The organism is Pseudomonas sp. CFBP 13602 (genome assembly GCF_014842725.1).
GTDB classification, from domain to species: Bacteria; Pseudomonadota; Gammaproteobacteria; order Pseudomonadales; family Pseudomonadaceae; genus Aquipseudomonas; species Aquipseudomonas baltica.
Window position 1 is genome coordinate 75,621 of record NZ_JACYVT010000006.1, and the last position, 23,289, is coordinate 98,909.

A 23,289-nucleotide genomic window follows, 5' to 3' on the forward strand; every position below is an offset into this window, starting at 1 on the left:
CGAAACAAGAACAGAGGGAACGATGACAGCTGACACGTCTGCGACCAGCGATAGCGGTTTCACCGAGCACATGGCCTTGTTGCGCACGACCATCGAAGCGCGCCTGGACGCCTTGCTGCCCACGGCGAGCAATGAGCGCGACCTCGTGGCCACGGCGATGCGCGATGGTGCCCTGGCGCCGGGCAAGCGCATGCGTCCGATCCTGTTGATCCTGGCGTCGAACGGCTTGGGAGCCAGCGACCAGGCGGCCCTGGATCTGGGCTGCGCGGTGGAAATGGTCCACGCCGCATCGCTGGTGCTCGATGACATGCCCTGCATGGACGACGCCAGGCTGCGCCGGGGCCGTGTCACCACGCATCTGGCGTTTGGCGAAGACGTTGCCATTCTGGCTGCAGTGGCGCTGTTGTCGCGGGCCTTCGCCGTGGTGGCGGGCATCGACGGGCTGAAGCCTTCGATTCGAACCCAGTTGGTGGAAATACTGGCCAACGCCATCGGTGCTCAAGGTCTGGCCCGGGGTCAGCTGCAAGACCTGCGCGAAGGCCTGCACCCGCGCACCGCAGAGGAAATTGCCGCCACCAACAACCTTAAGACCGGCGTGCTGTTCAGCGCAATCATGGACATGGCCTACCTGATCAGCGATGCACCACCGCCTACACGCGCCGTGCTGCAGTGCTTTGCCCTGGAACTGGGGCAGGCCTTCCAACTGTACGACGATCTTCATGATCACAGCCCAGCCACGGCCAAGGACCAGGGCAAGGACGACGGCAAGTCGACCTTCATGGCGCTGTGCGGTGAGGATGAAGTAAAGCGGCGCCTGCAGGAACACCTGGACAAGGCTCGCGCCTGCCTGGCCGACGCCTATGCGCAGGATGATCACATCAGCCGCTTCCTGCAGCTGATATTCGTCAAGGCCGCTACCTGCGCGTGACCTTCACCTGTCAATACTCCTTTTCCCGAATTATGCCCCTTCACGACAAAGGGCATCGAGTACGCTCGATGCCCTTTGCTGTTCGATCAGGTTGAAGGTCTGCGCTACCTGATCGTCAGGCGTGCGGGTTGCTGCCTTTCTCCGCATCGTGTTTCTTCGCGGCGTCGACGCCTGCGCTGCTCAGTTTTATCGGGTATTCGAGCGCGGGTTCGTGGTCTTCGACCGTGACCGGCTTGCCCTGGATCAGGCCTTTTTCCTGCAGCGTCTTGATCATTCCGGCCACTGCCTTCTCGCCGCGGTAATTGTCGAGAATTTCCTTGCCCAGGCCGTGGGGATGCGCGTGCAGCAAACGGGTGAGTACTTCGTGCTCAAGTTCGACGTTGCTCATGAATGCCTCTCTGACTGCTGAATGAAAATGCATCGGTTACGCCATTGTGACTCGGTCAGGCGCGAGAGATTCCTTGCGTCTGCAATCACGCCTGCACAGGCGCCGCACAAAAAAAACAAACTTTTGCGCGGACAAGGAAGTCGACTTTGCACGCGTATCCATTTCGAGGGATGTTTTCGCAACGCATTTTTTGCGCACCTTTTTTTGCCAACCTATGGAGATACCCATGGCCAACTATCCAACTCCGCCGTTCGAGCCGCAGCAGCAATCGGTACCTGGCACGCAGTCGAAGATGAATCCCGTTCCCGACTGTGGCGAAACCAGCTACAAGGGCTCAGGACGGATGGCCAACAAGGTCGCCCTGATCACCGGTGGCGACAGCGGCATTGGCCGCGCTGTGGCGATTGCCTATGCCCGCGAAGGCGCTGACGTGGTGATTTCCTACCTCGATGAGCATGAGGACGCCAAGGACACCGCCCGTTACGTCGAGGAAGCCGGACGCCAGTGCCTGCTGCTGCCAGGCGATCTGGCCGAGAAAGAGCAGTGCCTGGCCATCGTGGCGAAGACTGTCGAGCGTTTCGGCCGTATCGACGTTCTGGTCAACAACGCCGCGTTCCAGATGAGCCACGAAACCCTGGACGAGATTCCTGACGAGGAGTGGGTGCGTACCTTCGATATCAACATCACGGCGATGTTTCGTATCTGCAAGGCAGCAGTGCCGCACATGCCGTCCGGCGGTTCGATTATCAACACCAGCTCGGTCAACTCGGACATGCCCAAGCCGACCCTGCTGCCCTACGCGACCACCAAGGGCGCGATTGCCAACTTCACCGCGGGCCTGGCGCAGTTGCTGGGCAAGAAAAACATTCGCGTGAACAGCGTGGCACCGGGCCCGATCTGGACGCCATTGATTCCGGCGACGATGCCGCCGGACGCAGTGAAGACCTTTGGCGAGGAAACCCCGCTGGGTCGCCCGGGGCAGCCGGTGGAGGTGTCGCCTATCTATGTGTTGCTCGGGTCTGATGAGAGCAGCTATATCTCTGGTTCGCGCTATGCGGTGACAGGGGGCAAGCCTATTCTGTAATGCTGCGCCCGGTTGGCGGTCCTTGTTTTGTCCGCTCGGGCCTCTTCGCGGGCAGAGGGCTCGCCGCCCGCCCCGCTCCCACATACTCCCAAGTCCACCCGGGATTCCTGTGGGAGCGGGCTCTGCCCGCGAATGGGCCCTCAAGCCATACACAAAGATCAAACCACATGCGCTGACTTCAGCTGAGTCAGGGCCTGTATTCTCAGCTCAGCCAACACCGGATCCCGCCGATCCCTCGGCTGCGCCAGATCCACATCGATCCCACCGCCTATCCCACTGGCCCGATGCCCCATCACCAACACCCGATCACTCAGATATAGCGCCTCATCCACGTCATGAGTCACCAGCAACAACGCGATGTCATGGCGCTCAGCCAAGTCCAGCAACAAATCCTGCAGCTTCATTCGGGTGAACGCATCCACGGCACTGAACGGCTCGTCCAGCAGCAACACCTTGGGCCTGGAATAAAGCCCGCGGGCAATCGCCACACGTTGCGCCATGCCACCAGACAGCGCTTTTGGCAGCGCCTCGGCGAAGCCGTCCAGGCCGACTTCGGTGATCAATTGCCGCACCCAGGCCGGATCGTAGCGGCCATCATCGTGAAAGCCGATGTTGCGCTCTACATTCAGCCAAGGCATCAGCCGCGGTTCCTGAAACACGAACGCCACCGAGTCGCCCGCGCTGTCGAGCTCACCGGTGTAGTCCCGATCGAGCCCTGCGGCGATGCGCAGCAGCGTACTTTTGCCGCAACCACTGGGCCCCAGCAGGCTGACCCGCTCACCGGGTTGCAACTGCAGTTCCAGGTCCTTGAGCACCACGGTGTCGCCGAATGCCTTGCGCCGGACGCGAAGGCTCAACAGGGCATCGTTCATGAGCGGCTCCCCGAGGCTTCGCCGGTGAATGCATCGCGCCAGCTGACGCAGCGTCGCTCGAGGGCCGCAAGCAGGCCATCGCTGAGCTTGCCGAGCACCGCCAGGGCGAGGATCGCCGCCAGCACGATGTCCGGCCGCGAGGTTTCGCGTCCGTCGCTGAGCAGGTAACCCAGGCCTTTGGTCGCGGCAATCAATTCGGCGGCGACCAGAAACATCCAGGCCATGCTCAGGCCGCTGCGCAGGCCGGTGAACAATCCCGGCATGGCCGCCGGCAACAGGATACGCACGGTCAGTCGGCGGGCGTTGAAACCATACATCTGGCCGACCTCGACCAGCTTGCGGTCGATGTTGCGAATGGCGGCAACGCCGTTGACGTACACCGGAAAAAACGCGCCGATGGCAATAAGCACGATCTTGGACGTCTCGTCGATGCCCAGCCACAGCAGCAACAGGGGCACCCAGGCCAGGCTCGGTATGGCGCGCAGACCCGCGAAGGTCGGCTCCAGATAGGCTTCGGCTTCTCGGCTCAGGCCCACCCACGCGGCAAATACCAGGGCCAGCGACGCACCGATGACGAAACCTGCCAGCACGCGGCCCACGCTGGCGAGAACGTGCTTGCCCAGCGCGCCCTGCGCCAGTTCGACCAGCGTCAGTGCCACATCGCTGGGCGCCGGCATCTGGTAGGCGGGAATCCAGCCGGCCCGCACCACGACTTCCAGCACTGCGACGATCATGCAGGGCAGCAGCCAGCCCTTGGCGCCGCGTCGCCAGGCCGTCGATACACGCCCAGGGGACGATGCGGCGACCCTGGGCAGGGCTTTTTCCGAAGTGCTCATGAATTCATGGCTTCCCGATGACTTGCGCGCTGAAGCGCGGCTCGATCAGGCGATCGACCACCTCGTTGACGTCCACGCCTTTGCGCACCAGGCCTTCGGCGGTCAGGATCGGTGCGGCAGCCTTCAGGGCTTCGACCTGCTTGGGGCCTGGCTGTGCATCGCTGAAGTCGGTACGCGACAGCTGCAGCTTGGCCACATCCAGCGGCAAGCCGGATTCCTTGGCCAGCAGCGCTGCCAGATCGTCGGGATGCTCCCGCGCCCAGGTACGTGCCTGCTCGTAGGCCTTGATGACCTGCTCGACGGTGTCGGCGTGTTCTGCCGCGAATGTTTCGGTGACGCTGATCACCCCGTAGCTGTTGAACTCGATGTTGCGATACAGCAACTGTGAGCCAGCCTGCAATTGGCTGGCCGCCAGCAACGGGTCGAGCCCGGCCCAGGCGTCGACATCGCCACGTTCCAGAGCAATGCGGCCGTCGGCATGCTGCAGGTGGACCAGCTCCACATCATCCTTGCTCAGCCCAGCCTGCTGCAGGCTGCGCAAGGTGAACAGAAAAGGGTCGGTGCCTTTGGTGGCGGCGATCTTCTTGCCCTTGAGATCGGCCACGCTCTTGATCGGCGAGTCCTTGCGCACGGCCAGGGCCGTCCATTCCGGGCGGCTGGCGATGTACACGGTCTTGATCGGGCTGCCATTGGCGCGGCTCAGCACCGCCGCAAGGCCGGCGGTCGAGGCGAAGTCGATACTGCCGCCGTTGAGGTATTCCAGGGAGCGATTGCTGCCTTGGCTGAGCACCCAGTCGACCTTGGTACCGGGCAGGGCTTTCTCCAGCCAGCCGAAATGTCGCAGCACCAGGCTGGTGGGCGAGTAGTAGGCGTAGTCCAGGCGAACCTCGGCGGGCGCTGCGGCCTGGGCGGTGCTGCCGAGGGCGGCCAGCAGCACGGCGGTAGCCAGCAGCGGTTTGGACAGGCGTGAGAACAGGGTCATGGTGATCATTCCTTGGCAGGGGAGAGCCGGCTGGCACGCCGGACCCCAAGCCTAAATGATCTAAAAAACCAACTGTAAATACCTTTTGGATCTTAGCTTAGACTGCTGGCAAGTCGCTCGCGGGTCACTCACCCTCAGCGATTGACGGTCTTGGCCGGCAGTGCCAGCACCAGCAGGCAACTGAGCAGCAGGCAGGCGGCGAAGATCCACAGGGCAATCTGCGGGCTGTGGAAACGGTCCATCACCACGCCCATCAGGGAATTGCTGACCAGACCGGCAATGTTGGCCAGCGAGCAGGCCAGGGCAAAACCGGTGGCCGCTGCGGTGCCCTTGAGAAAGGTCGCCGGCAGGCTGAAGAACACCGGCACTGCGCCAATGATGGCCAGCGAAGCCACCGAGAACAGCAGGACCGTGATTGCCACGTTCTGGGTGAAGAAGGTGCTGAGAAACATCGCTGCGGCGCCGACGATGAAAGGCACGATGATGTGCCAGCGCCGCTCGCGGTATCGGTCCGAACTGGCGCCGATGGCCAGCATGCCGATCAGCCCGGCAAGGCTGGGTATGGCCACCAGCAGGCCGATGTCGCCGGCATTCGCCACCCCGGCATTGCGAATGAACGTGGGCAGCCAGAACCCCATAGCGTAGGCGCTCAGCAGAATCGAGAAATCGATGCCGCCGAGCATCCACACCTTGATGTCGAAAAAGCCTGCACGAAACGAGTGGCCGCCGCGGTTTTCGCTCTCGTCCCTGGCCAGCACCGCCTGCAGTTGGTGTTTCTCGCGCTCGCTCAGCCATGTTGCATCGCCAATGCCATTGGGCAGGATGGCCAGGCAGAGCACGCCCAGTATCACAGTGGGAATGGCTTCGAGGAGGAACAGCCACTGCCAGTTATGCAGGCCGCCGACACCGTCGAAGCTGCCCATGATCCAGCCGGAAAGGGGGCCGCCGATCAGGCTCGACAACGGCAGGCCGATCATGAACAGGGCGATGATGCGGCTGCGTCGGTACGACGGGAACCATTGGCTCAGGTAGAACAGCACGCCCGGCAGAAACCCGGCTTCGGCGGCGCCCAGCAGAAACCGCAGAAGGTAGAAATGCCATTGGCTGGTGACGAACATGGTCAGCCCGGAGAGCACGCCCCAACTGATCATGATGCGCGCGATCCACAGGCGCGCGCCGACCTTCTGCAGCACCAGGTTGCTCGGCACCTCGAACAGGATGTAGCCGACGAAGAACAGGCCTGCGCCCAGTCCGTAGGCGGTTTCGCTCATGTGCAGGGTGTCGAGCATCTGCAGTTTGGCGAAGCCCACGTTGATGCGGTCGAGGTACGAGGCCAGGTAGCAGAAGCACAGGAACGGGATCAACCGCCAGACGATCTTGCGGTACGTTTCAGCGCTCGCGTGCTCGGGCAGGCCGGAGATGGATGACATGCAAGAACTCCTGAAGCATTGAGAAAGTCGGGATGTATCCCGTAGGAGCGGTCCATGGCCGCGAACGCCGCACTGCGGTCTGTCCGATACACCGCAGCGCCTGTTTCGCGGCCGATGACCGCTCCTACGGATGAACGCGGACCCTCGTAGGAGCGGTCCATGGCCGCGAACGCCGCACTGCGGTCTGTCCGATACACCGCAGCGCCTGTTTCGCGGCCGATGACCGCTCCTACGGATGAATGCGGACCCTCGTAGGAGCGGTCCGTGGCCGCGAATGCCGCGCCGCGGTCTGTCCGATACACCGCAGCGCCTGTTTCGCGGTCGATGACCGCTCCTACGGATGAACGGGGACCCTCGTAGGAGCGGTCCATGGCCGCGAACGCCGCACTGCTCGGTGCGTGGCGATGATAATCGTTGCGCTCGATGCATGCAGCACGGGTGCCAGCCTGGGGCGCAAATAATCGCGTAGACTGCCGGCGTCGGCGAGCAGGTTCGCGCCGCGTCGCTTTCATCCACACGCTCGATCCGGCCATACGCCGGACGGCATCGGTCCGGGCAAGGCGGAGCATCTTCTTCTATGGCGCAGGGCATTTTTTTCTTTGTAGTCGGCCCAAGCGGAGCGGGGAAGGACTCGCTCATCGAAGGCGCCCGCGCCCGACTGGGCGGCAGCGGTCGATACCTGTTCGCCCGGCGCACCATCACCCGCCCAAGCGGCGCGCCCGGCGAAGACCACACGGGGGTGACTGCCGAGCAGTTCCAGGCCAGCGTCGCGGCCGGCGAGTTCCTGCTCAGCTGGCATGCCCACGGCCTGAGCTATGGCTTGTCTGCCGATCTGTTGCAGGTGTTGGAGGCGGGTGGCCACGTCATCGCCAACGGCTCGCGCAGGATGATCCGCGAGGCCGCGGCGCGTGTGCCGCATCTGGTGGTGATCGAGGTCACTGCCGCGCCAGAGGTGCTTGCCGCGCGCATTCTGGGACGCGGGCGGGAGACCGCCGAGCAGGCCAGTGCGCGGGTGCTGCGTCAGGTGGACACGCTGCCGGCGGACATCGAAACCCTGCGCGTCGACAACGACGGCACACTGGCCGCTGGCATCGAAGGTTTCATCGATGCCGTGCAGAGCGTCGCCCGACGTCACGCCGGTCTGCCGACCAGCCATCCACTGCTGGCGCGCAAGGTCCAGGGTCACGCGCTGGACGAAACGCAGTACGAATCGTTGTTGCGCGACATCATCGAGGGTCGCTATACGGACAGCGAGATCGGCGCCTTCCTGGTGAGTGCCAGCCAGCACCTGTCGGATGCCGAGGTGATGGCCTTGGCCAGGGTGCGCACGCGATTTTCACCGATCATGCGCTGGGACCGGCCCATGGTGGTCGACAAGCACTCGATGGGTGGCGTCCCCGGTAGCCGGATTACCCTGATCGTGGTGCCGATCGTTGCGGCACATGGGCTGGCCATGCCCAAGACCTCGTCGCGGGCGATCACTTCGGCGGCCGGCACGGCCGACGCCATGGAAGTCCTCGCCGAAGTGGAGCTGACGCCTGCGCAAGTGCGTCAGTGCGTGGCCGACACCGGCGCCTGCATTGCCTGGAACGGTCGCCTCAACCATTCACATCTCGATGAGGTGATGAATACCATCACACGCCCGCTGCGCATCGACTCCACACGTTGGGCCGTGGCCTCCATTCTGTCCAAGAAACTGACTGCCGGTTCGACCCATGTCATCGTCGATCTGCCGTTCGGCCCGCGTACCAAGCTTGCAAGCCGCGAGCAAGCGCAGGCACTGGGCGAGCTGTTCGAGCAGGTCGGTGCGTTGCTGGGCCTGACCGTGGTGGCGCTCGTCACCGATGGGTCGCGGCCGGTGGGGCGCGGTATCGGGCCGGCGCTCGAAGTGCGCGATGTACGCTGGGTGCTTGAAGGCGCTGTGCAGGCACCGGCCGACCTGCGCGAGAAAGCCTTGGTGTTTGCCGCGCAGATTCTGGCCTGGGACCCGCAGGTCGGCAGCGTCGCCGCGGGTCGGCGACGCGCCGAGCAGCTGTTGGACGAAGGCTGCGCCCTTGCTGCGTTCGAGCGCATGATCGACGCCCAGGGGCGCAGGGTGCCGGTGATGCCCAGCGCGCTGACCTGCGCCGTCCGTGCACCCTGCGAAGGCCACGTGGCCCGGTTCGACGGCTGGCGCCTGGCGGAAATCGCACGGTGCGCCGGGGCGCCCCGGCACAAGGGCGCCGGCATCGACCTGAAGGTAGACAAGGGCACACCAGTGGCGCCGGGCGATGTGCTCTACGTTATCCATGGCGCGAGCACTGACCGTCTGGAATGTGCGGCTCGGCTTGCCCATGCCTGCAGCGGAATCGAACTTGCGACCCCGCGCTGATCGCCGTTGCGGCGGCCGCGCCAGGCGGGCGGGTTACCGTTCGTCGGCGCAACCTCGACAAATGGAATTCGCAGGCTTTTCCGCTCTCCTAACCTGAGTGTGGGAGTCGCCATCGCGGCGGTTACTTTCCTCAATCAATTCAAGTACACAGAAGGATTTGGCAATGACTGATTCGCCGCGCATCGACGGCGCTTCCAAGGGAGCGAACCTGGTTCTGGTGGTGGAAGACGAAGCCGTGATTCGCGAATTCGTCTGCGAGCTGCTGACCGACGAGGGTTGGAAGACCGAGGGTGTCGAATCTGCGGATCATGCCCTCGCGTTTCTGAACCAGCATTCCAACGAAGTGGGTTTGTTGCTGACGGATATCCTGATGCCGGGCAGCATGAACGGCGCAGGCCTGGCCAACTATTCGGCACAGACCTGGCCCGAGATTCCGATCATGATCATGTCGGGGCACGAAACACCGGAAAGCTCCGGCGTGACCATTCCCGTCAGCTTCGTGCGCAAGCCTTGGACCCTGGGGCAGTTGCTCGACGGTGTCGAGAAAGCCCTGGCCACCGTGCCGCGCGCTGTCAGCTAGGGCAAGCGCCGCTGCCCTGCACCCACTGGCGAGCAGTCGTCGCGATCTGCTTCGCCAATTGATCGATCACGCGCTGGTGTGCCACCACCAGGCTGCTCAATTCCACTCCCGCCGTTTCGCGGATCTGACTCGCACAGGTCAAGCTACGGCGCGGCTGCGCACCCCCGCGCAGGCCCAGGCTCCACACCACGTCGACCAGTGCATATTGCCCCGGCAGCGAGTCGAAGCGCCGCACGTCGGTCTGCAACGACAGCACCGGGCGCTGCGCGTCCTTGGGTAGCCCGGCCAGGTCTCGCGTGCCCAGTTGGCGTTCGAGGCGATCGGTCAGGGCATCGTGAAACTCATCGGCCAACGGCGCGCTCCAACGATCGTTTTCCAGAATGGCGAGGTTGCCCTGGTTCTGCCGCACCACCAGTTGTGGCTGATCGACCTGCACCGGCATCCGCACGCCCAGCATCTCGAATTGGAACGACGGCGCGGCCAGGCGGGCCGGGGTGCTTGGCGCGGTGTCCTGCAATGTGTAGTAGTGGGTGACCGGCGAGCTGCAGGCACTCAGGCCCAGGCTTGCGGCCAGCATCAGGGTGCGTTTGATCATGGTTGAGCTTCCGGTTGGATTTCACGTGAAGTATTGCTCGGGCTGCGGAAGGCGTCCGGCTCGCCCTGTTTGGTGCGGCCACGGATCAGCGCTTCCGGGTTGCGGCTGAGGAAGTCGGTCAGTACGCGCACCGAGCGCGCGGTGCGCTGAACTTCATCCATGGCCTGGCTCAGCTGCTGGCGCTCCGGCGAGTCGTCGGCAAACGTCGAATTCGCCGCGGCGAGCGTCTTTTGCGTCTGTTGCAGGGTGCCGCGCATCTGCGGCAGCACCTCGGCATTGACCTGACGCAGGGTCTTCTGCATCTCGCTCAGGCTGCCATTGAGGTTGGTGGCGATCTCGTCGAGTGGCAGCTTGCTGATCTTGTCGACTACACCCTGCAGTTGTTCCTGAACCTTGTCCAGGCTGCCCGGCACCGTTGGAATGCGCAGCGGGCGAGCGGCCATGTCGAAGGCCACGGGCGTGGCATTGGGTATGAAGCTCAGCGAGATATACAACTGGCCGGTGATCAGGTTGGCGCTGCGAGCCTGGGCGCGCAGGCCCTGCTTGACGAAGGCCGACATCAGCTGGGCCGAACGTTCGTCGTCCTCGGTGCCCATCTGCTTGAGCAGCTTTTCGTGCGCCTTGCCCAGGCGATCCGGGTAGATCACCGCGCCGACCACGCTGGGAAAACTCTTGGTCTTGGCATCGTAGTCCAGGTTGACCGAGACCACCCGACCGATGTTGACGCCCATGAACTCCACCGGCGCGTTGACCGTGAGGCCGCGCAGCGACTGGTTGAAGTTCATGCTGATGTAGCGTGGATCACCGTCGGGCGGCGCCAGTGCGGTTTCCTGATCCCCGAACAGGTCGAAGCGCGAGCGTTCGGTGGCCGGCGTCGCGTTGGGGCTGTACTTGGGCTCGACGAAAGCGACACCGCCGGCAAGGATGGTCGACAGCGATTCGGTGTTCACCTTCAGGCCGCTGGCACCCACGGTCAGGTCGATGCCGCTAGCGTTCCAGAAGCGCGTGTCGGTGGTAACGAATTTGTCGTTGGGCGCATGCACGAAGATCTCCACGTCGACACCCTTGCCGTCCTCGGCCAGTTGGTACGACACCACCTGGCCGACTTCGATGCGGCGATAGTAGACCGGCGAGCCGATGTCCAGCGAACCCAGGTCCTCGGTGTGCAGGGTGAACCGCTTGCCTTGCTCGCCATAGGTGATCGGCGGTGGTGTTTCCTTGCCGACGAACTGCTTCTTGCGCTCCTCGGCGCTGCCCGCGTCGGCGCCGATGAAGGCACCGGAGAGCAGGGTGTCGACGCCGGAAATGCCATTGGCACCGATGCGCGGGCGCACCACCCAGAACACCGAGTCTTCGGCGGTGAAGCCTTCGGCGGACTTGTTCAGGTCAACCTTGGCCACCACATGGCTGCGATCGTCGCTGAGCGCGATGGCGGTCACCTGGCCGATCACCACGTTCTTGTATTTGACCTGGGTCTTGTTGGCCTCCAGGCCCATGGCGGTCTGAAAGCTGATCTCGATCTGCGGCCCGGCATTGAGGCCGTTGCTGATCAGCATCGAGGCGCCCACCACGGCGGCGATGATCGGCACGATCCACACCAGCGAGACATTGAAACGACGCGTCTTGACCGCCGGCGCAGCGGCAGGGGACGAGGGGGTGGAACCTGGACGATCAGACATCTTCAACCTCTACATCCCAGATGAGCCGGGGATCGAAACTCATGGCGGCAAGCATGGTGAGTACCACCACCAGACCGAAAAACACGATACCCAGCAATGGGTCGATGGAACTCAGCGAACGGAACTGCACCAGCGCGGCCACCAGCGCCACCACCAGCACGTCGAGCATCGACCAATAGCCGATCAACTCGATGAAGCGATACAGCCGGGCCCGCTCGCGCATGGCCCAGTGGCTCTTGCGCTGACAGGTTATCAGCAGCGTGCCCAGGATCATGAACTTCATGCAGGGCACCACCACGCTGGCGAAGAAGATCAGCACGGCGATGTCCCACGAGCCGCCGTGCCAGAACTCGATGACACCACTCATGATGGTGTTTTCGCTGGCATTGCCGAACATGTTGGTGCGCATCACCGGCAGCAGGTTGGCGGGGATGTACAGGATCAGGGCCGCGATCAGCAGCGCCCAGGTACGGGCAATGCTGTCGGGCTTGCGTGCGTGGACTGTGGAGTGGCAGCGCGGGCAGTGATGTTCACCTGTCTGGCAGATATGCCCACAGGTGTGGCACAGCACCAGGCCCAGTTGTCGGGCGTAGACCGGCTCGCTCATCGCAGCTGTCCTTCCAGGTCATCCCAGAGCCGGCGGATGCCCTTGCCCGAAATCAGGATCAGCAGCACCGTGACCATGCCCAGCGCCCACAGGCCGACGCCAGGATGCACGTCGAGCATGCCGGCCAGCTTGATGATGGCGACCAGAATGCCCAACAGGCAGACTTCGAGCATGCTCCATGGGCGCAGGTGTTCCAGGGCTCGCATGCAGGTGCGAAAGCCGGGCGCGGCGCGCCCTGCAGTGGCGAACCCGAGCAGCCAGCACAGCAGGCAGATCTGCAACAGCGGGGCGAGGATGATGGTCAGCCCGGTGACGGCGGCCATGGGCGTGATGCGCCCTTGGGCCAACGCCTCGACCGAAGCGAGCAGGGTGGCCTGGTTGCTCAGGCCTTCCATGCTGATACTGATCACCGGGAAGGCATTGGCCAGCAGGAACAGCATGGCTGCGGTCAGCGCGAGGGCGAACAACGCCTGGATGCTCAGGCGATGGCCGCGTTCGAGCACCGCGCCACAGCGCGTGCATTCGGCTTTTTGACCATGGGCCAGCGTCACCGATTCGAACAGTGAATCGCAGTGTTCACAGATGATGCGGCGCGAAGACGTATTCATTCGACAATGGGCATGGGTGAAGGCCTGCGGACAAGGGCGCGCATTTCCCCAGATTCGACGCGACATGTCTAGTCCAGTGGCGCGGTGCCATGAGTATCTGAGTCATGATAGTGGTGTGCGTTCCGTCTGGCGATAGCCATGCGCGGCGGACCAGGGGCGAGCCGTGTTTTTCTCGCCTGCGCGTTGTCAGCACCAAATGGCATGACATCTGGAAATATCCTCGCTTGTGACGAGTATTCGCCCGCCTCGATACTTTCGGCACATCCGTCGTCGAGCATTGTCATGGCCCTGGACTACCGTTTCACCCCAGCCTTCGAAAACCCCACAGGCTCGGCCATACGCGAGCTGTTCAAGTACCTGTCGCTGCCGGGCATGATTTCCTTCGCCGGCGGCTATCCGGCCTCGACGTTCTTCGACCAGTCCGGCCTGCGTGACGCCGCAGAGCAGGCCATGCGCGAAACGCCCCTGGACTGCCTGCAATACGCCGCCACCGAAGGCCTGCCCGCTCTGCTCGAACAGCTGGCGGAGCTGATGCAGCGACGCGGCGCCGCGGTGAAGACCGAGGACATGGTGGTGACGACCGGCTCGCAGCAAGGCTTCGACTTGTTGCTCAAGGTGCTTCTGGTACCCGGCGCCACGGTGCTGGTGGAATGCCCGACCTATCCAGCAGCGCTGCAGGCGTTGCGCCTGGCCGGGGCGCAGGTGCTCAGCGCGGCGACCGATGCCGACGGCTTGGACACCGACGCGTTGGCGCAACAACTCGCCCAGCGTACGCCCGGCGATGTGGCCATGCTGTATTGCGTACCGACCTTCGCCAACCCTACCGGGGCCTGCCTGCCGTTGGCGCGACGCCTGGCACTATTGAAGTTGGCGGTCGCGCACGATTTTCTGCTGGTCGAAGACGATCCCTACGGTGCGTTGCGTTTCGCCGGTGAGGACGTGCCGTCGCTGCTGGCACTGAGTCGCCAGGTCGAGGGCGCCGAGGGCCGGGTGATCCATCTGTCCAGTCTGTCCAAGGTGCTGGCGCCAGGGCTGCGCGTGGGCTGGATGGTAGCACCTGCGGCGATCCGCCAGCGCTGCCTGGTGGCCAAGCAGACCGTGGACCTCTGCACCTCGCCCTGGGCGCAGCGAATCGCGGCCAACTACCTTGCGGCGGGGGCATTGGAGCGGGCTTTGCCGGGCCTGGCCGAGGGCTACCGGAAGAAATGCGAGCGGATGCTGGCAGGGCTGCAGCCGATGGCCGAATACCTGGAGGTCAGCCCGCCTGCTGGGGGAATGTTCGTCTGGGGTCGCTGCCGCCACGGGCTGGACGCCAAGGCGCTGCTGCCGCGCGCGATCGAGCAGAAGGTGCTGTTCGTGCCGGGCAGCGCGTTCTATGCCCACGACCCCGACCCAAGCAGCATTCGCCTGTCGTTCGCCGCGCCGGGGCTTGCCGACATCGACGAAGGCCTCGAGCGCCTGCGCCGCGCCTTCCTGTAGCAGCGGCGCAAGCCGCGTCACCGGCGCTGTGGTCTATCTGAAACAACACGTAGACGCCGGACGCGGCTCGCGCCGCTGCTACAGACATGCCGAGCCATGCGTGGCAAGAATTACCGTAAGGGATCCAGGGACAATGAATCGCGCTCCTCGAAGAAGAACTCGTCGCAGTTATTGCCAGGGCCTTTACGGTCCACCACCAGGAAGTCATCGCCATCGGCCAAGGCCAATATCGGGTGGTGCCAGACGCCCTGATGGTAGTTGATGCCCTGATGCCCGTCGCTACGAAAAGCTCGCACTGCTTCACTGTGCGGCACCTCACCGGCCGGGGCTACCACGATAAGAAACGCCTTGCCCTGCAACGGGATGAACGCCTGGCTGCCCAGCGGGTGGCGTTCCAGCATGCGCACGGTCAGCGGCATCGGCAGGGCCTGGGCGCGAAAGATGCTGATCACGGCCTGATCCTGCGCAGTGCCAAGCTGCACGTCGGCCAGGCGATCGAAGCGTTGCGTGGAGCCGTTGTTGATCAGGAAGTGCGCGCTGCCCTGGGTTTCGATGACGTCGCCGAAGAGGGCGAATGCGGCTTTGCTCAGGGGTTCGATGGTTAATGTACGCATGAAGGGCCTCGTCGTTGATTAACGCTGCCTGGGTGGTCGATCCACCTGGGCAGCCGAGCGGATGCCGAGCCGGCTACCTGGCCAGGGTACCCAGTACGCGCAGGCGGCTCACGCCTCCGTCGGGGAACACGTTCAGGCGGATATGGGTGATCGGCCCCAGCGCCTTGATCTGTTCGGCGAAGCTGTGTTCCTGGTGCATCTGCAGTTTCTGGCTGGGCAGCAGCTCGCGCCAGAACAGGCTCTGGGTCTCGATCTGGCTGTCGGTGCCACCTTTGACGAATGCGCCCTGGATCGAGCAGCTGTCGGGGTAGTTGCCTTTGAAGTGCAAGGTGTCGACCACCACCTGCGTCACCACCCCGGCGTGACCCAGGGCCACGATGACCCAGTCATTGCCCGGCGTGCGTCGGCGTGCGGTTTCCCAGCCATCACCCATGTTGACCCCGCGGCCGGGATTGAGCAGGTTGCTCATGCTGCCGTAGTGCTCGTCCGAACAGGCCAGCGCGCGTCCACCGTTGAGCGCGCTGGCAAGGTCCAATGGCTCTTCGTCGCTGACGCTCGACCAACTGCGAAAAGGGATGCCGTATACGCGCAGGCGCGCGACGCCGCCGTCCGGGTAGATGTTGAAGCGCAGATGGCTGAACGCGCTGTCGTTGTCGATGCTGTGGTAGTGATGGCTGTTGCCCTGCAGTTCCACCGCGCCAAGGATCTCGACCCACTGCGTCTGGTCATCGGGCTCGCCTTCGCTGATGAAGCACGCTTCCAGTGACGCCGAGGGAGGGAAGTTGCCGGTGAAGAACGAGGTGTCGATGTCCACACCCTTGATCGAGCCCGGCGCGCCCAGGCGGATCACCGCCGTGTCATGGCCTTCGAAGCGCTTGCGCCGCGATTCCCAGCCATCCATCCACTTGCCGTTGTCGTCGAACACGCCTTCCTTCCACACCGCCGGGGTGGGCTGGAACAGCCGGTTGACGTTGGCGAACCAATCATCGGTCACCGAAATGGCGCGGGTACCGAGGCGGGCATCCGCCAGGTTGACGTATTTCTGGAACGGTGCGGCGTAGGCTTTCATGAATGCGGGTCTGCCTTGAACGGTGGTGAGAGGAAAATCGCGGCGGGCGCGATGGCATGGCTGCAGCGGTTACAACGCTTGCAGACGAAACAGGGCGATCTTGTCGATTTCGCGCAATGCACAGCTGAATTCGTCTTCGGGAGAATGGCCGATACGCGTCTCGAAGGCCGCCAAGATCTGCTGCCGGTCGCTGCCCTTGACCGCCATGATGAACGGGAAGCCGAAGCGGGCACGATATGCATCGTTCAGCTCGGTGAAGCGCTGAAACTCCTCGGGGGTACATTGGCTGATGCCGGCACCGGCCTGCTCCTGGGTGCTGGCGGCGGTGAGCTGGCCCTGCACCGCAGCCTTGCCGGCCAGATCGGGGTGCGCATTGATCAATGCCATCAACCTGGCACGGTCGGCGTCGGCCACCACCTGGCTCATGCAGGCATGCACTGCCTCGATGTCGTCGCGGCGGTCCACCGGCAGGCGCTCGAAAGCCTGCTCGGCGATCCAGGGCGAGTGCTCGTAGATATCCCCGAACGCGGAGATGAAACCGGCGCGGCTTAGCCGTGAGGGTTGCAGGGTACGGAAGTGACTCATGGGCGAAGGCTGCCTGGGTAGGGGTGAACGGTCTGCCAGTGCCGGGCGATGTCCACGCGCCGTGCGCACCACACCTGCTCATGGCTTTGGACATAGTCAATGAAGCGCTTGAGCGATGCGAGGCGTCCGGGGCGGCCGATCAGGCGGCAGTGCAGGCCTACCGAGAGCATCTTCGGCGCGTCCGCGCCTTCGGCATACAGCACGTCGAAGGCGTCCTTGAGGTACTCGAAGAAGTCGTCGCCCTTGTTGAAACCCTGCACCTGGGTGAAACGCATGTCGTTGGTGTCCAGCGTGTAGGGGATCACCAGATGCCCATGGCGCGCATCGCTGCCCGGTTGCCAGTAGGGCAGGTCGTCGTCGTAGGCGTCGCTGTCGTAGAGAAAACCGCCTTCTTCCATGACCAGGCGCCGGGTATTGGGGCCGGTGCGACCGGTATACCAGCCCAGCGGTCGCTGGCCAGTGATATCGGTGAGGATGCGAATGGCTTCGCGCAGGTGCTCGCGCTCCTGCGCTTCATCGATGTTCTGGTAGTCGATCCAGCGATAGCCGTGGCTGCAGATTTCATGGCCATCGGCAACCATGGCCCGGATGGCCTCGGGGTGGCGCTGCGCCGCCATGGCCACGGCAAAGACCGTCAAGGGAATGCCGGCGTTGCGAAACAGCTTGAGCACGCGCCACACGCCGGCGCGGCTGCCGTACTCATAGAGCGATTCCATGCTCATGTTGCGCTGGCCCTGCAACGGCTGAGCCGCGACCATTTCCGACAGGAACGCCTCGGACTCGCTGTCGCCATGCAGCACGTTGCGTTCGCCGCCTTCTTCGTAGTTGAGCACGAACGACACTGCAAGGCGGGCGTGGCCCGGCCACTGCGGATGAGGGGGCGTGTCACCGTAGCCGATCAGGTCGCGGGGGTAGTCGGGGCTCACCGCAGGCTTCCTTCTGTGCGTGGCAGAACGGGCTCGACGACGCACCCGGGAAGGGCCCGCTTCGCGCTTGAATGGATTGTATACATCGGCATGGGCAATTTGTAAGCTCGCGTAACTGGCGGATAGATGGCTTCATCCTTGCAGAAGCACTTGCCCAGAGTCTTGCAAAAAACCTGCCCGGTCGGTCAGCAATAAGGATCTTCCGGCATTTTTGGTTCGGCTCCTTTGCAACGTGCCACGCGCCATGCCCCGTTTCGGCGCGAATAGTCCGTTCCCGCTCTACCACGGTGCGCGCTGAACGCACCCCTTCATCAGGTGAACATCGACCATGGGACGCTTGACCACACATGTATTGGACACCGCACATGGGTGCCCTGGTAACGCCATCCAAGTGCGCCTGTACCGGGTCGAGGGCGAGCAGCTGCAGCTGCTGGCAACGGCCGTGACCAATGCCGACGGGCGTTGCGACGTGCCGTTGCTCGAAGGCGAGCACTACCGTTCGGGCGTCTATCAGCTGCATTTTGCCGGCGGCGACTACTACCGTGCCCGTGGCACGCTCATGGCTGCGCCGGCTTTTCTCGACGAGATCGTGCTGCGCTTCGGCATCGACGCCACCCAGGCGCACTACCATGTGCCCCTGCTGCTTTCACCCTACAGCTACTCCACCTACCGCGGCAGCTGAGCGGCGTTGCTGCCGGGTGAGGGTGTGCTCAATCGAGCCCGAGCTTCTTGCGCATCGCAACGGTGATGCTCTGGCGGGTGGTGAAAAAATCCGCCCACGGATCGTCATCCATTTCTGCCAGGCGTTCGAGCACGCTGTCGATGTTCCAATGATCGCCACCCTTGATATGTGCCACTTCGTCACGGGTGACCGGAACCGAAACCGGCAAGCCGTCACGCGCCCGTGCGGCGTAGGCGCAGGCCGTGGTCGCGCCGAGGCCATTGCGCAGGTAGTCGATGAAGATCTTTCCGACACGATTTTTCGGGCCGGACACGGCGCTGAAGCGCTCCGGCATCAGCCTGGCCATGTGCTCGACCACGGCGCGGCTGAACGCCTTGACCTCGTCCCAACCCAGCTTGCGGGTGATCGGCACCACCACGTGCATGCCTTTGCCGCCGCTGGTCTTGAGAAACGATGCGAGGCCCAGTTCGTCGAGCAGGGTCTGGGTCAATTGGGTGGCTTCGACCATGCTTTTCCAGGGCAGGGCTGGATCGGGGTCCAGGTCGAGCACGAACCGGTCCGGATGGTCGAAATCCTTGGTGGTCGCGTTCCAGGTGTGCAGCTCCAGCGTGCCCATCTGCACCGCGCCGAGCAGCGCCTGGCCGTCGTTGATGACCATGGCGGCCTGGCCTGCCTCTTCCTTGTCGAAGGTGACGATGTGCGGGATCGCCAGGTGGCCTGCGTGCTTCTGGAAGAACAGTTCGCCGCCCACCCCGTCGGGCGCTCGTACCAGCGCCACCGGACGCTGCTTGAGGTGCGGCAGCAACCAGGGTGAAATGCGCCCGTAGTATTCGGCCAGTTGCATCTTGGTGGTACCGCTGGCGGCATCGATCACCCGTTCCGGGTGGGTGATGCGCACCTGACCGACCAAGTCTGCGTCGTCTGCCTTGGTAGCCGCCTTGCGAGGTGTCTTTTTCGGCTTCACGAGTCGAGGGGGGTCGCTGGCTTTCGCAGCCGGCTTGTCCGCAGTGATTTTCCTGGCGGGCTTGTCGCTGCGCAAACCATGGAAAACCGCATGGCGAACGGCACCGTCACGGGTCATTTCGGCATACGCCACTTCCGCCAGAAGCGTTGGCTGCAACCAGTGCACGCCACGCGCGTCGGCGCCTTTGGGCGGGTTGCCGAGCGCCGGCTCGTCGGTTTCCAGCGACTGCAGCTGCGCGTGCAGGCTTCGCAGCGTGGCTTCACTGAAGCCGGTGCCGACCTTGCCGGCAAAGCGCAACTCGCCGCTGTCGGCATCATGCAGGCCCAGCAGCAAGGCACCGAATGCGCTGCGGCTGCCCTTGGGCTCGGTGTAACCGACGATGACGAACTCCTGGCGCCGCTTGCACTTGAGCTTGATCCAGTCACTGCTGCGCCGCGAGACATAAGGGCTGCCGACACGCTTGCCGATCAGCCCCTCCATGTTCATCTGGCACGCGCTGGCGAGCAGGGATTCGGCCGAGTCGGCAAAGTCGTCCGAGAATTTCAGGGCATCGTCCTCGTTGGCTTCCAGTACCTTCGCCAAGGCACTGCGGCGCTGTTCGACAGGCACTTCGCGCAGGTCCATGCCGTTGAGGTAAGGCATGTCGAACAGGTAGAAGACGATGTCGCCGCTGTGTTGCTCTTCGAAGGCATTCTGCAGAGCCTGGAAATCCGGCACGCCTTGTTGGTTGGTCACGACCACTTCACCGTCCAGCCAGGCCGACTGCAAGCCCAGGGCCGCAAGTGCCTTGGCCTGGCGCGGCATCCTGGCGGTCCAGTCGTGGCCGTTGCGCGTGAACAGGCGGACCTCGGCGTCTTCGATGCGCGCAACGATACGGTAACCGTCGAACTTGATCTCGTAGCGCCAGTCACCGTCCGGGGCGGTGTCCACCAAGGTCGCCAGCTCGGGCTTGAGGCTGGCCGGCAACGCAGCGGCGCGTGCGCCTTGCAGCTGCACACCTTTGCCAGCGGCCCGGGGTTTGGCTGCCGGCTCGGCCACGGATTTGTCGGACGTCTTGGTCGATACTTTGCCTTTGCGCTTGCGCGGGACGAGGGTGCGCTCGCTGAGGACGCTGTCGGGCTGGGCCTCCAGCACATCGTATTCGGCCAAGGGACGCGCGGCCTCGTCCTTGGACTTTATCAGGAACCACTGCTCACGCTTGCCAGGCATGTGGGTCTTGACCAGGTTCCACGCGCCAGCCAGTTTCTCGCCCTGCAGCACGAACTTGAGCTTGCCCTTTTCATAGCCCTGGCGAGGGTCGCCCTCGGGGATCCAGGTGCCGCGGTCCCAGACGATCACGTCGCCGGCGCCGTAGTGCCCTTCGGGAATGTTGCCTTCGAAGCCGGCGTAAACCAGCGGGTGGTCTTCGACATGAACCGCCAGGCGTCGAGCCTTCGGGTCCAGCGACGGACCCTTGGGCACCGCCCAGCTTTTCAGAGTGCCATCGAGTTCCAGGCGAAAGTCATAATGCAAGTGGCTGGCGTCGTGCTTCTGGATGCAGAACTGCAGGGCCTGCGCGGCCTTGCCGCGCTTGCCGCTGCGTGCGCCGCCCGAAGGCTCCGGGGTGGCATCGAAGTCACGCTTGCGGTTGTACTCCTCCAATGCCTTGCTCATGGCGTTCCTCACTCATGATGCGCTGCAGCAGGATCAGCGCAGACAGAACAGCGCCACCTGCGGCGACTCACCGACCCATTGGTCGCTGACTTCCCAGCCGGCCGCGGCGGCCAGTTCGGTAAAGGATTGCACGGTGAACTTGTGCGAGTTCTCGGTGTGCAACCGTTCCCCCGCCTTGAAGGCGAACGTGCGTCCCGCCACACGAACCTGTTGCGCCTTGCGGCTGACCAGATGCATTTCGATCCGTTCGTAGTCGGGGTTCCATACCGCCAAATGGTCGAAGGCCTGTTCGTCGAAGTCGGCGTCGAGCTCGCGATTCATGCGCGTCAGCAGGTTTTTGTTGAAGCGTGCCGTAACCCCCGCAGCGTCATCGTAGGCAGCCTCCAGGGTGGCGATGTCCTTGACCATGTCGACCCCGATGACGAAACGCGCGTCGGGCCCCAGCAGCTCGCGGGCCGAACGCAGAAAACGCACGGCTTGCGGGCGAGTGAAGTTGCCCAGCGTCGAACCCGGGAAGAAGCCGACGCGCGGGTGGCCACGGGTTTCCTCCGGCAGGTGCAGGGCACGGGTGAAATCATCGACCAGCGGGGCAATGCGCAGGGCAGGGTAGCGCTGGCGCAGCTGGGCGCCGGCCCGTTCCAGCGCGTTGCTGCAGATATCGATCGGTACGTACAGGCCGATCTGCGGCACGGCATCCAGCAACAGACGTACCTTGTCGCAGGCACCGGCGCCGAATTCGACCAGCGCTGCATCTTCGGCGATCAGCGCAGCGAGCTGCGGCGCGATTTCGGTCAGCAGGGCAGTTTCCGCACGCGTTGGATAGTACTCGGGCAAGGTGCAGATGGCTTCGAACAGCTGCGAGCCTTGGGTATCGTAGAAATACTTGGGTGAAATCGACTTCTGTGGGGCTGACAGCCCGGTCACCGCATCGCGAGCGAACTCGTCGCTGCCATCGTTGCGGGCGCTGTACGGTGTCACGTCGCGCGCCAGGCGCAGGCTCGAGAACATCCAGCGGCAGGCCGGGCCGAAAAAGTTGCGATAGGTGGGGCGACTGTGGCCGACCGGGGTAATGCTTGCGCCGCCGCGCAGCACCATCTGGTTGATCATGAACTTGCCGTTGTATTCACCCACGGCGCTGACTGCCGGCTGAAAACCGGGGTAAGCGCTGTAGGCGCTCTGCGTCCATTGCCAGGCCACATCGTCGAGCTGCTGCAGCTGACCGGTGCCAGCGGCAATTTCCCATTCCGCTTCGGTGGGCAGGCGTGCGCCGGCCCATTGGGCGAAGGCTGCCGCCTCGTAGTAGCTGATGTGCACCACAGGGGCGTCGAGTTGCAGGGGTTGCAGTCCGCGCAGGCTCATCTCCTGCCAGTTGCCGGCGTTGTCCTGCTGCCAGTAGAACGGCGCATGCCAGCCTTCGCCCTGGACCGTCGCCCAGCCGTCCGCCAGCCACAGCCCCGCCTGGGTGTAGCCACCGGCTTCGACGAATTCCAGCCACTCGCCGTTGGTGACCAGGCGATCGGCGATTTCGAATGCCTGGGCGAATACCTTGTGCCGCGGGCCTTCGTTGTCGAAGGCGAAGCCATCGCCTGCGTGACCGATTTCCACCAATCCGCCGGCATGCCCGATGAACCGGCCACGCTGGCCGGTTGCGTCGACGGGCCATGCCGGGTCGTAGGCAGGTTTGAGCGCCGACAGGCTGAACAAGTGCAGGATGTCCATCAGCAACAGCTCTTGATGCTGTTGCTCGTGGGACAGGCCCAGTTCGATCAGTGCCTGAACTTCCGGCGCAAGGTCGCCGCTCAACAGGTCTTGCATGTGCTGGTCGACATGGGCGCGGTAGGCGCGTACCCGGTCGAGCCCCGGACGGGTCATCAGGCCACGTTGTGGACGCGGCTGGCGCGGTCCGACGGCTTCGTAGTAGGAGTTGAAGAGGTAGCAGAAATCGGGATCGAAGGGCGTGTAGTGCGGCAGTTGCTCGGCCAGCAGAAACGTTTCGAAAAACCAGGTGGTATGCGCCAGGTGCCATTTGGCCGGACTCGCGTCGGGCATCGATTGTGCGCCCATGTCTTCGGCGCTGAGCGGGCTGGCCAGGTGTTCGCTGTGGCGACGCACCTGGTTGAAGCGTTGCAGCAGGTCGTGCAGGGGGATGACGGGCACGGCGTGCTGGGAAAGACTATTCATCAAGAGGCTGCTCCGACGGCTCCGTCGATGGCGACGATAAGAAACGGGCGCGGGAGCGCTTTTCTATCGCTTTCCGCACGAGCGCCGTTGAGCTTCAACGACGGGCTAAAGGGTGTGACTGTGCAACCCCCGGCAGGTTCGCCCGCTCATCGAAAACCCTTGGCCTGACGCATTGC

21 protein-coding genes are annotated in these 23,289 nt (G+C 63.8%); 6 read left to right on the plus strand and 15 right to left on the minus strand.

Translation table 11 applies throughout. From position 1 onward, the window contains the following. Nucleotides 1-22 precede the first annotated feature (22 nt). On the plus strand, nt 23-928 hold the full coding sequence (locus IFU31_RS13715; RefSeq protein WP_185793039.1) for a polyprenyl synthetase family protein: 906 nt from the start codon (nt 23-25) through the stop codon (nt 926-928). Nucleotides 929-1,043: 115 nt separating this feature from the next. Here IFU31_RS13715 and IFU31_RS13720 read toward each other — a convergent pair whose 3' ends face one another. Beyond that, nucleotides 1,044-1,316: a hypothetical protein gene (locus tag IFU31_RS13720; RefSeq protein ID WP_122477368.1), complete on the minus strand. Its 273-nt coding sequence runs from the start codon at nt 1,314-1,316 to the stop codon at nt 1,044-1,046. A 226-nt stretch (nt 1,317-1,542) separates the two neighbouring features. On the opposite strand from IFU31_RS13720, the gene IFU31_RS13725 reads away from it, so the two are divergent. After that, nucleotides 1,543-2,400 (plus strand): SDR family oxidoreductase, encoded by an 858-nt coding sequence (locus IFU31_RS13725; RefSeq protein ID WP_122477369.1) that lies wholly within the window; start codon nt 1,543-1,545, stop codon nt 2,398-2,400. Between the two features lie 158 nt (nt 2,401-2,558). Here the strand turns inward: IFU31_RS13725 and IFU31_RS13730 are convergent, their stop codons facing one another. The 4 genes from IFU31_RS13730 to IFU31_RS13745 all read right to left on the minus strand — a co-directional run bounded on the left by IFU31_RS13730 (nt 2,559) and on the right by IFU31_RS13745 (nt 6,520). Then, on the minus strand, nt 2,559-3,272 hold the full coding sequence (locus IFU31_RS13730) for an ABC transporter ATP-binding protein (protein ID WP_192103276.1): 714 nt from the start codon (nt 3,270-3,272) through the stop codon (nt 2,559-2,561). After that, nucleotides 3,269-4,108: an ABC transporter permease gene (locus tag IFU31_RS13735; RefSeq protein ID WP_192103278.1), complete on the minus strand. Its 840-nt coding sequence runs from the start codon at nt 4,106-4,108 to the stop codon at nt 3,269-3,271. The genes IFU31_RS13730 and IFU31_RS13735 overlap by 4 nt, the downstream gene beginning before the upstream one ends. A 4-nt stretch (nt 4,109-4,112) precedes the next feature. Continuing rightward, entirely contained in the window at nt 4,113-5,090 is a 978-nt protein-coding gene (locus IFU31_RS13740; RefSeq protein WP_192103280.1) for an aliphatic sulfonate ABC transporter substrate-binding protein, read from the minus strand. A 134-nt stretch (nt 5,091-5,224) separates the two neighbouring features. After that, complete coding sequence (locus tag IFU31_RS13745) at nt 5,225-6,520, minus strand: MFS transporter (protein WP_122477376.1); 1,296 nt, start codon at nt 6,518-6,520, stop codon at nt 5,225-5,227. Between the two features lie 577 nt (nt 6,521-7,097). Between IFU31_RS13745 and phnN the strand changes: the two genes are divergently transcribed. Both phnN and IFU31_RS13755 read left to right on the plus strand, forming a co-directional pair. Continuing rightward, nucleotides 7,098-8,891 carry a phosphonate metabolism protein/1,5-bisphosphokinase (PRPP-forming) PhnN gene (gene phnN, locus IFU31_RS13750; RefSeq protein WP_192103282.1) on the plus strand — a complete coding sequence of 598 codons (1,794 nt, stop codon included), beginning with the start codon at nt 7,098-7,100 and terminating at the stop codon, nt 8,889-8,891. Nucleotides 8,892-9,054: 163 nt separating this feature from the next. Then, nucleotides 9,055-9,471 (plus strand): response regulator, encoded by a 417-nt coding sequence (locus IFU31_RS13755; RefSeq protein ID WP_122477379.1) that lies wholly within the window; start codon nt 9,055-9,057, stop codon nt 9,469-9,471. On the opposite strand, the gene IFU31_RS13760 is transcribed toward IFU31_RS13755, so the two are convergent. Genes IFU31_RS13760 through IFU31_RS13775 form a run of 4 tightly spaced genes read right to left on the minus strand, consistent with a single transcriptional unit; the run spans nt 9,464 to nt 12,960 of the window. Continuing rightward, a complete protein-coding gene (locus tag IFU31_RS13760) occupies nt 9,464-10,066 on the minus strand; it encodes a PqiC family protein (RefSeq protein WP_185793046.1) in 603 nt (200 codons plus the stop codon). The two genes, IFU31_RS13755 and IFU31_RS13760, sit on opposite strands and share 8 nt — an antisense overlap. Then, nucleotides 10,063-11,745 (minus strand): PqiB family protein, encoded by a 1,683-nt coding sequence (locus tag IFU31_RS13765; RefSeq protein ID WP_192103284.1) that lies wholly within the window; start codon nt 11,743-11,745, stop codon nt 10,063-10,065. Before IFU31_RS13765 ends, IFU31_RS13760 begins: the two co-directional genes overlap by 4 nt. Next, on the minus strand, nt 11,738-12,352 hold the full coding sequence (locus tag IFU31_RS13770; RefSeq protein ID WP_122477384.1) for a paraquat-inducible protein A: 615 nt from the start codon (nt 12,350-12,352) through the stop codon (nt 11,738-11,740). Before IFU31_RS13770 ends, IFU31_RS13765 begins: the two co-directional genes overlap by 8 nt. Continuing rightward, the gene (locus tag IFU31_RS13775) at nt 12,349-12,960 is read right to left on the minus strand and encodes a paraquat-inducible protein A (RefSeq protein WP_192059840.1); all 612 of its coding nucleotides are present in this window, start codon (nt 12,958-12,960) and stop codon (nt 12,349-12,351) included. The genes IFU31_RS13770 and IFU31_RS13775 overlap by 4 nt, the downstream gene beginning before the upstream one ends. A 282-nt stretch (nt 12,961-13,242) precedes the next feature. On the opposite strand from IFU31_RS13775, the gene IFU31_RS13780 reads away from it, so the two are divergent. After that, nucleotides 13,243-14,439 carry an aminotransferase-like domain-containing protein gene (locus IFU31_RS13780; protein WP_185793048.1) on the plus strand — a complete coding sequence of 399 codons (1,197 nt, stop codon included), beginning with the start codon at nt 13,243-13,245 and terminating at the stop codon, nt 14,437-14,439. A 110-nt stretch (nt 14,440-14,549) separates the two neighbouring features. Here the strand turns inward: IFU31_RS13780 and IFU31_RS13785 are convergent, their stop codons facing one another. The 4 genes from IFU31_RS13785 to puuE form a co-directional block, all read right to left on the minus strand. After that, nucleotides 14,550-15,053 carry an ureidoglycolate lyase gene (locus IFU31_RS13785; RefSeq protein ID WP_192103286.1) on the minus strand — a complete coding sequence of 168 codons (504 nt, stop codon included), beginning with the start codon at nt 15,051-15,053 and terminating at the stop codon, nt 14,550-14,552. 73 nt (nt 15,054-15,126) lie between these two features. Then, the gene (alc, locus tag IFU31_RS13790) at nt 15,127-16,122 is read right to left on the minus strand and encodes an allantoicase (protein WP_192103288.1); all 996 of its coding nucleotides are present in this window, start codon (nt 16,120-16,122) and stop codon (nt 15,127-15,129) included. Nucleotides 16,123-16,191: 69 nt separating this feature from the next. Next, the gene (gene uraD, locus IFU31_RS13795; RefSeq protein ID WP_192103290.1) at nt 16,192-16,707 is read right to left on the minus strand and encodes a 2-oxo-4-hydroxy-4-carboxy-5-ureidoimidazoline decarboxylase; all 516 of its coding nucleotides are present in this window, start codon (nt 16,705-16,707) and stop codon (nt 16,192-16,194) included. Continuing rightward, nucleotides 16,704-17,633, minus strand: a complete 930-nt coding sequence (gene puuE, locus IFU31_RS13800; protein WP_192055561.1) for an allantoinase PuuE — start codon at nt 17,631-17,633, stop codon at nt 16,704-16,706. Before puuE ends, uraD begins: the two co-directional genes overlap by 4 nt. Nucleotides 17,634-17,961: 328 nt before the next feature. Between puuE and uraH the strand changes: the two genes are divergently transcribed. Then, on the plus strand, nt 17,962-18,315 hold the full coding sequence (gene uraH, locus IFU31_RS13805) for a hydroxyisourate hydrolase (protein WP_122477396.1): 354 nt from the start codon (nt 17,962-17,964) through the stop codon (nt 18,313-18,315). A gap of 28 nt (nt 18,316-18,343) precedes the next feature. Here the strand turns inward: uraH and ligD are convergent, their stop codons facing one another. After that, nucleotides 18,344-20,932, minus strand: a complete 2,589-nt coding sequence (gene ligD, locus IFU31_RS13810; protein WP_192103292.1) for a DNA ligase D — start codon at nt 20,930-20,932, stop codon at nt 18,344-18,346. 33 nt (nt 20,933-20,965) lie between these two features. Next, nucleotides 20,966-23,113: an ergothioneine biosynthesis protein EgtB gene (gene egtB / locus IFU31_RS13815; protein ID WP_192103294.1), complete on the minus strand. Its 2,148-nt coding sequence runs from the start codon at nt 23,111-23,113 to the stop codon at nt 20,966-20,968. Nucleotides 23,114-23,289: the final 176 nt, after the last annotated feature.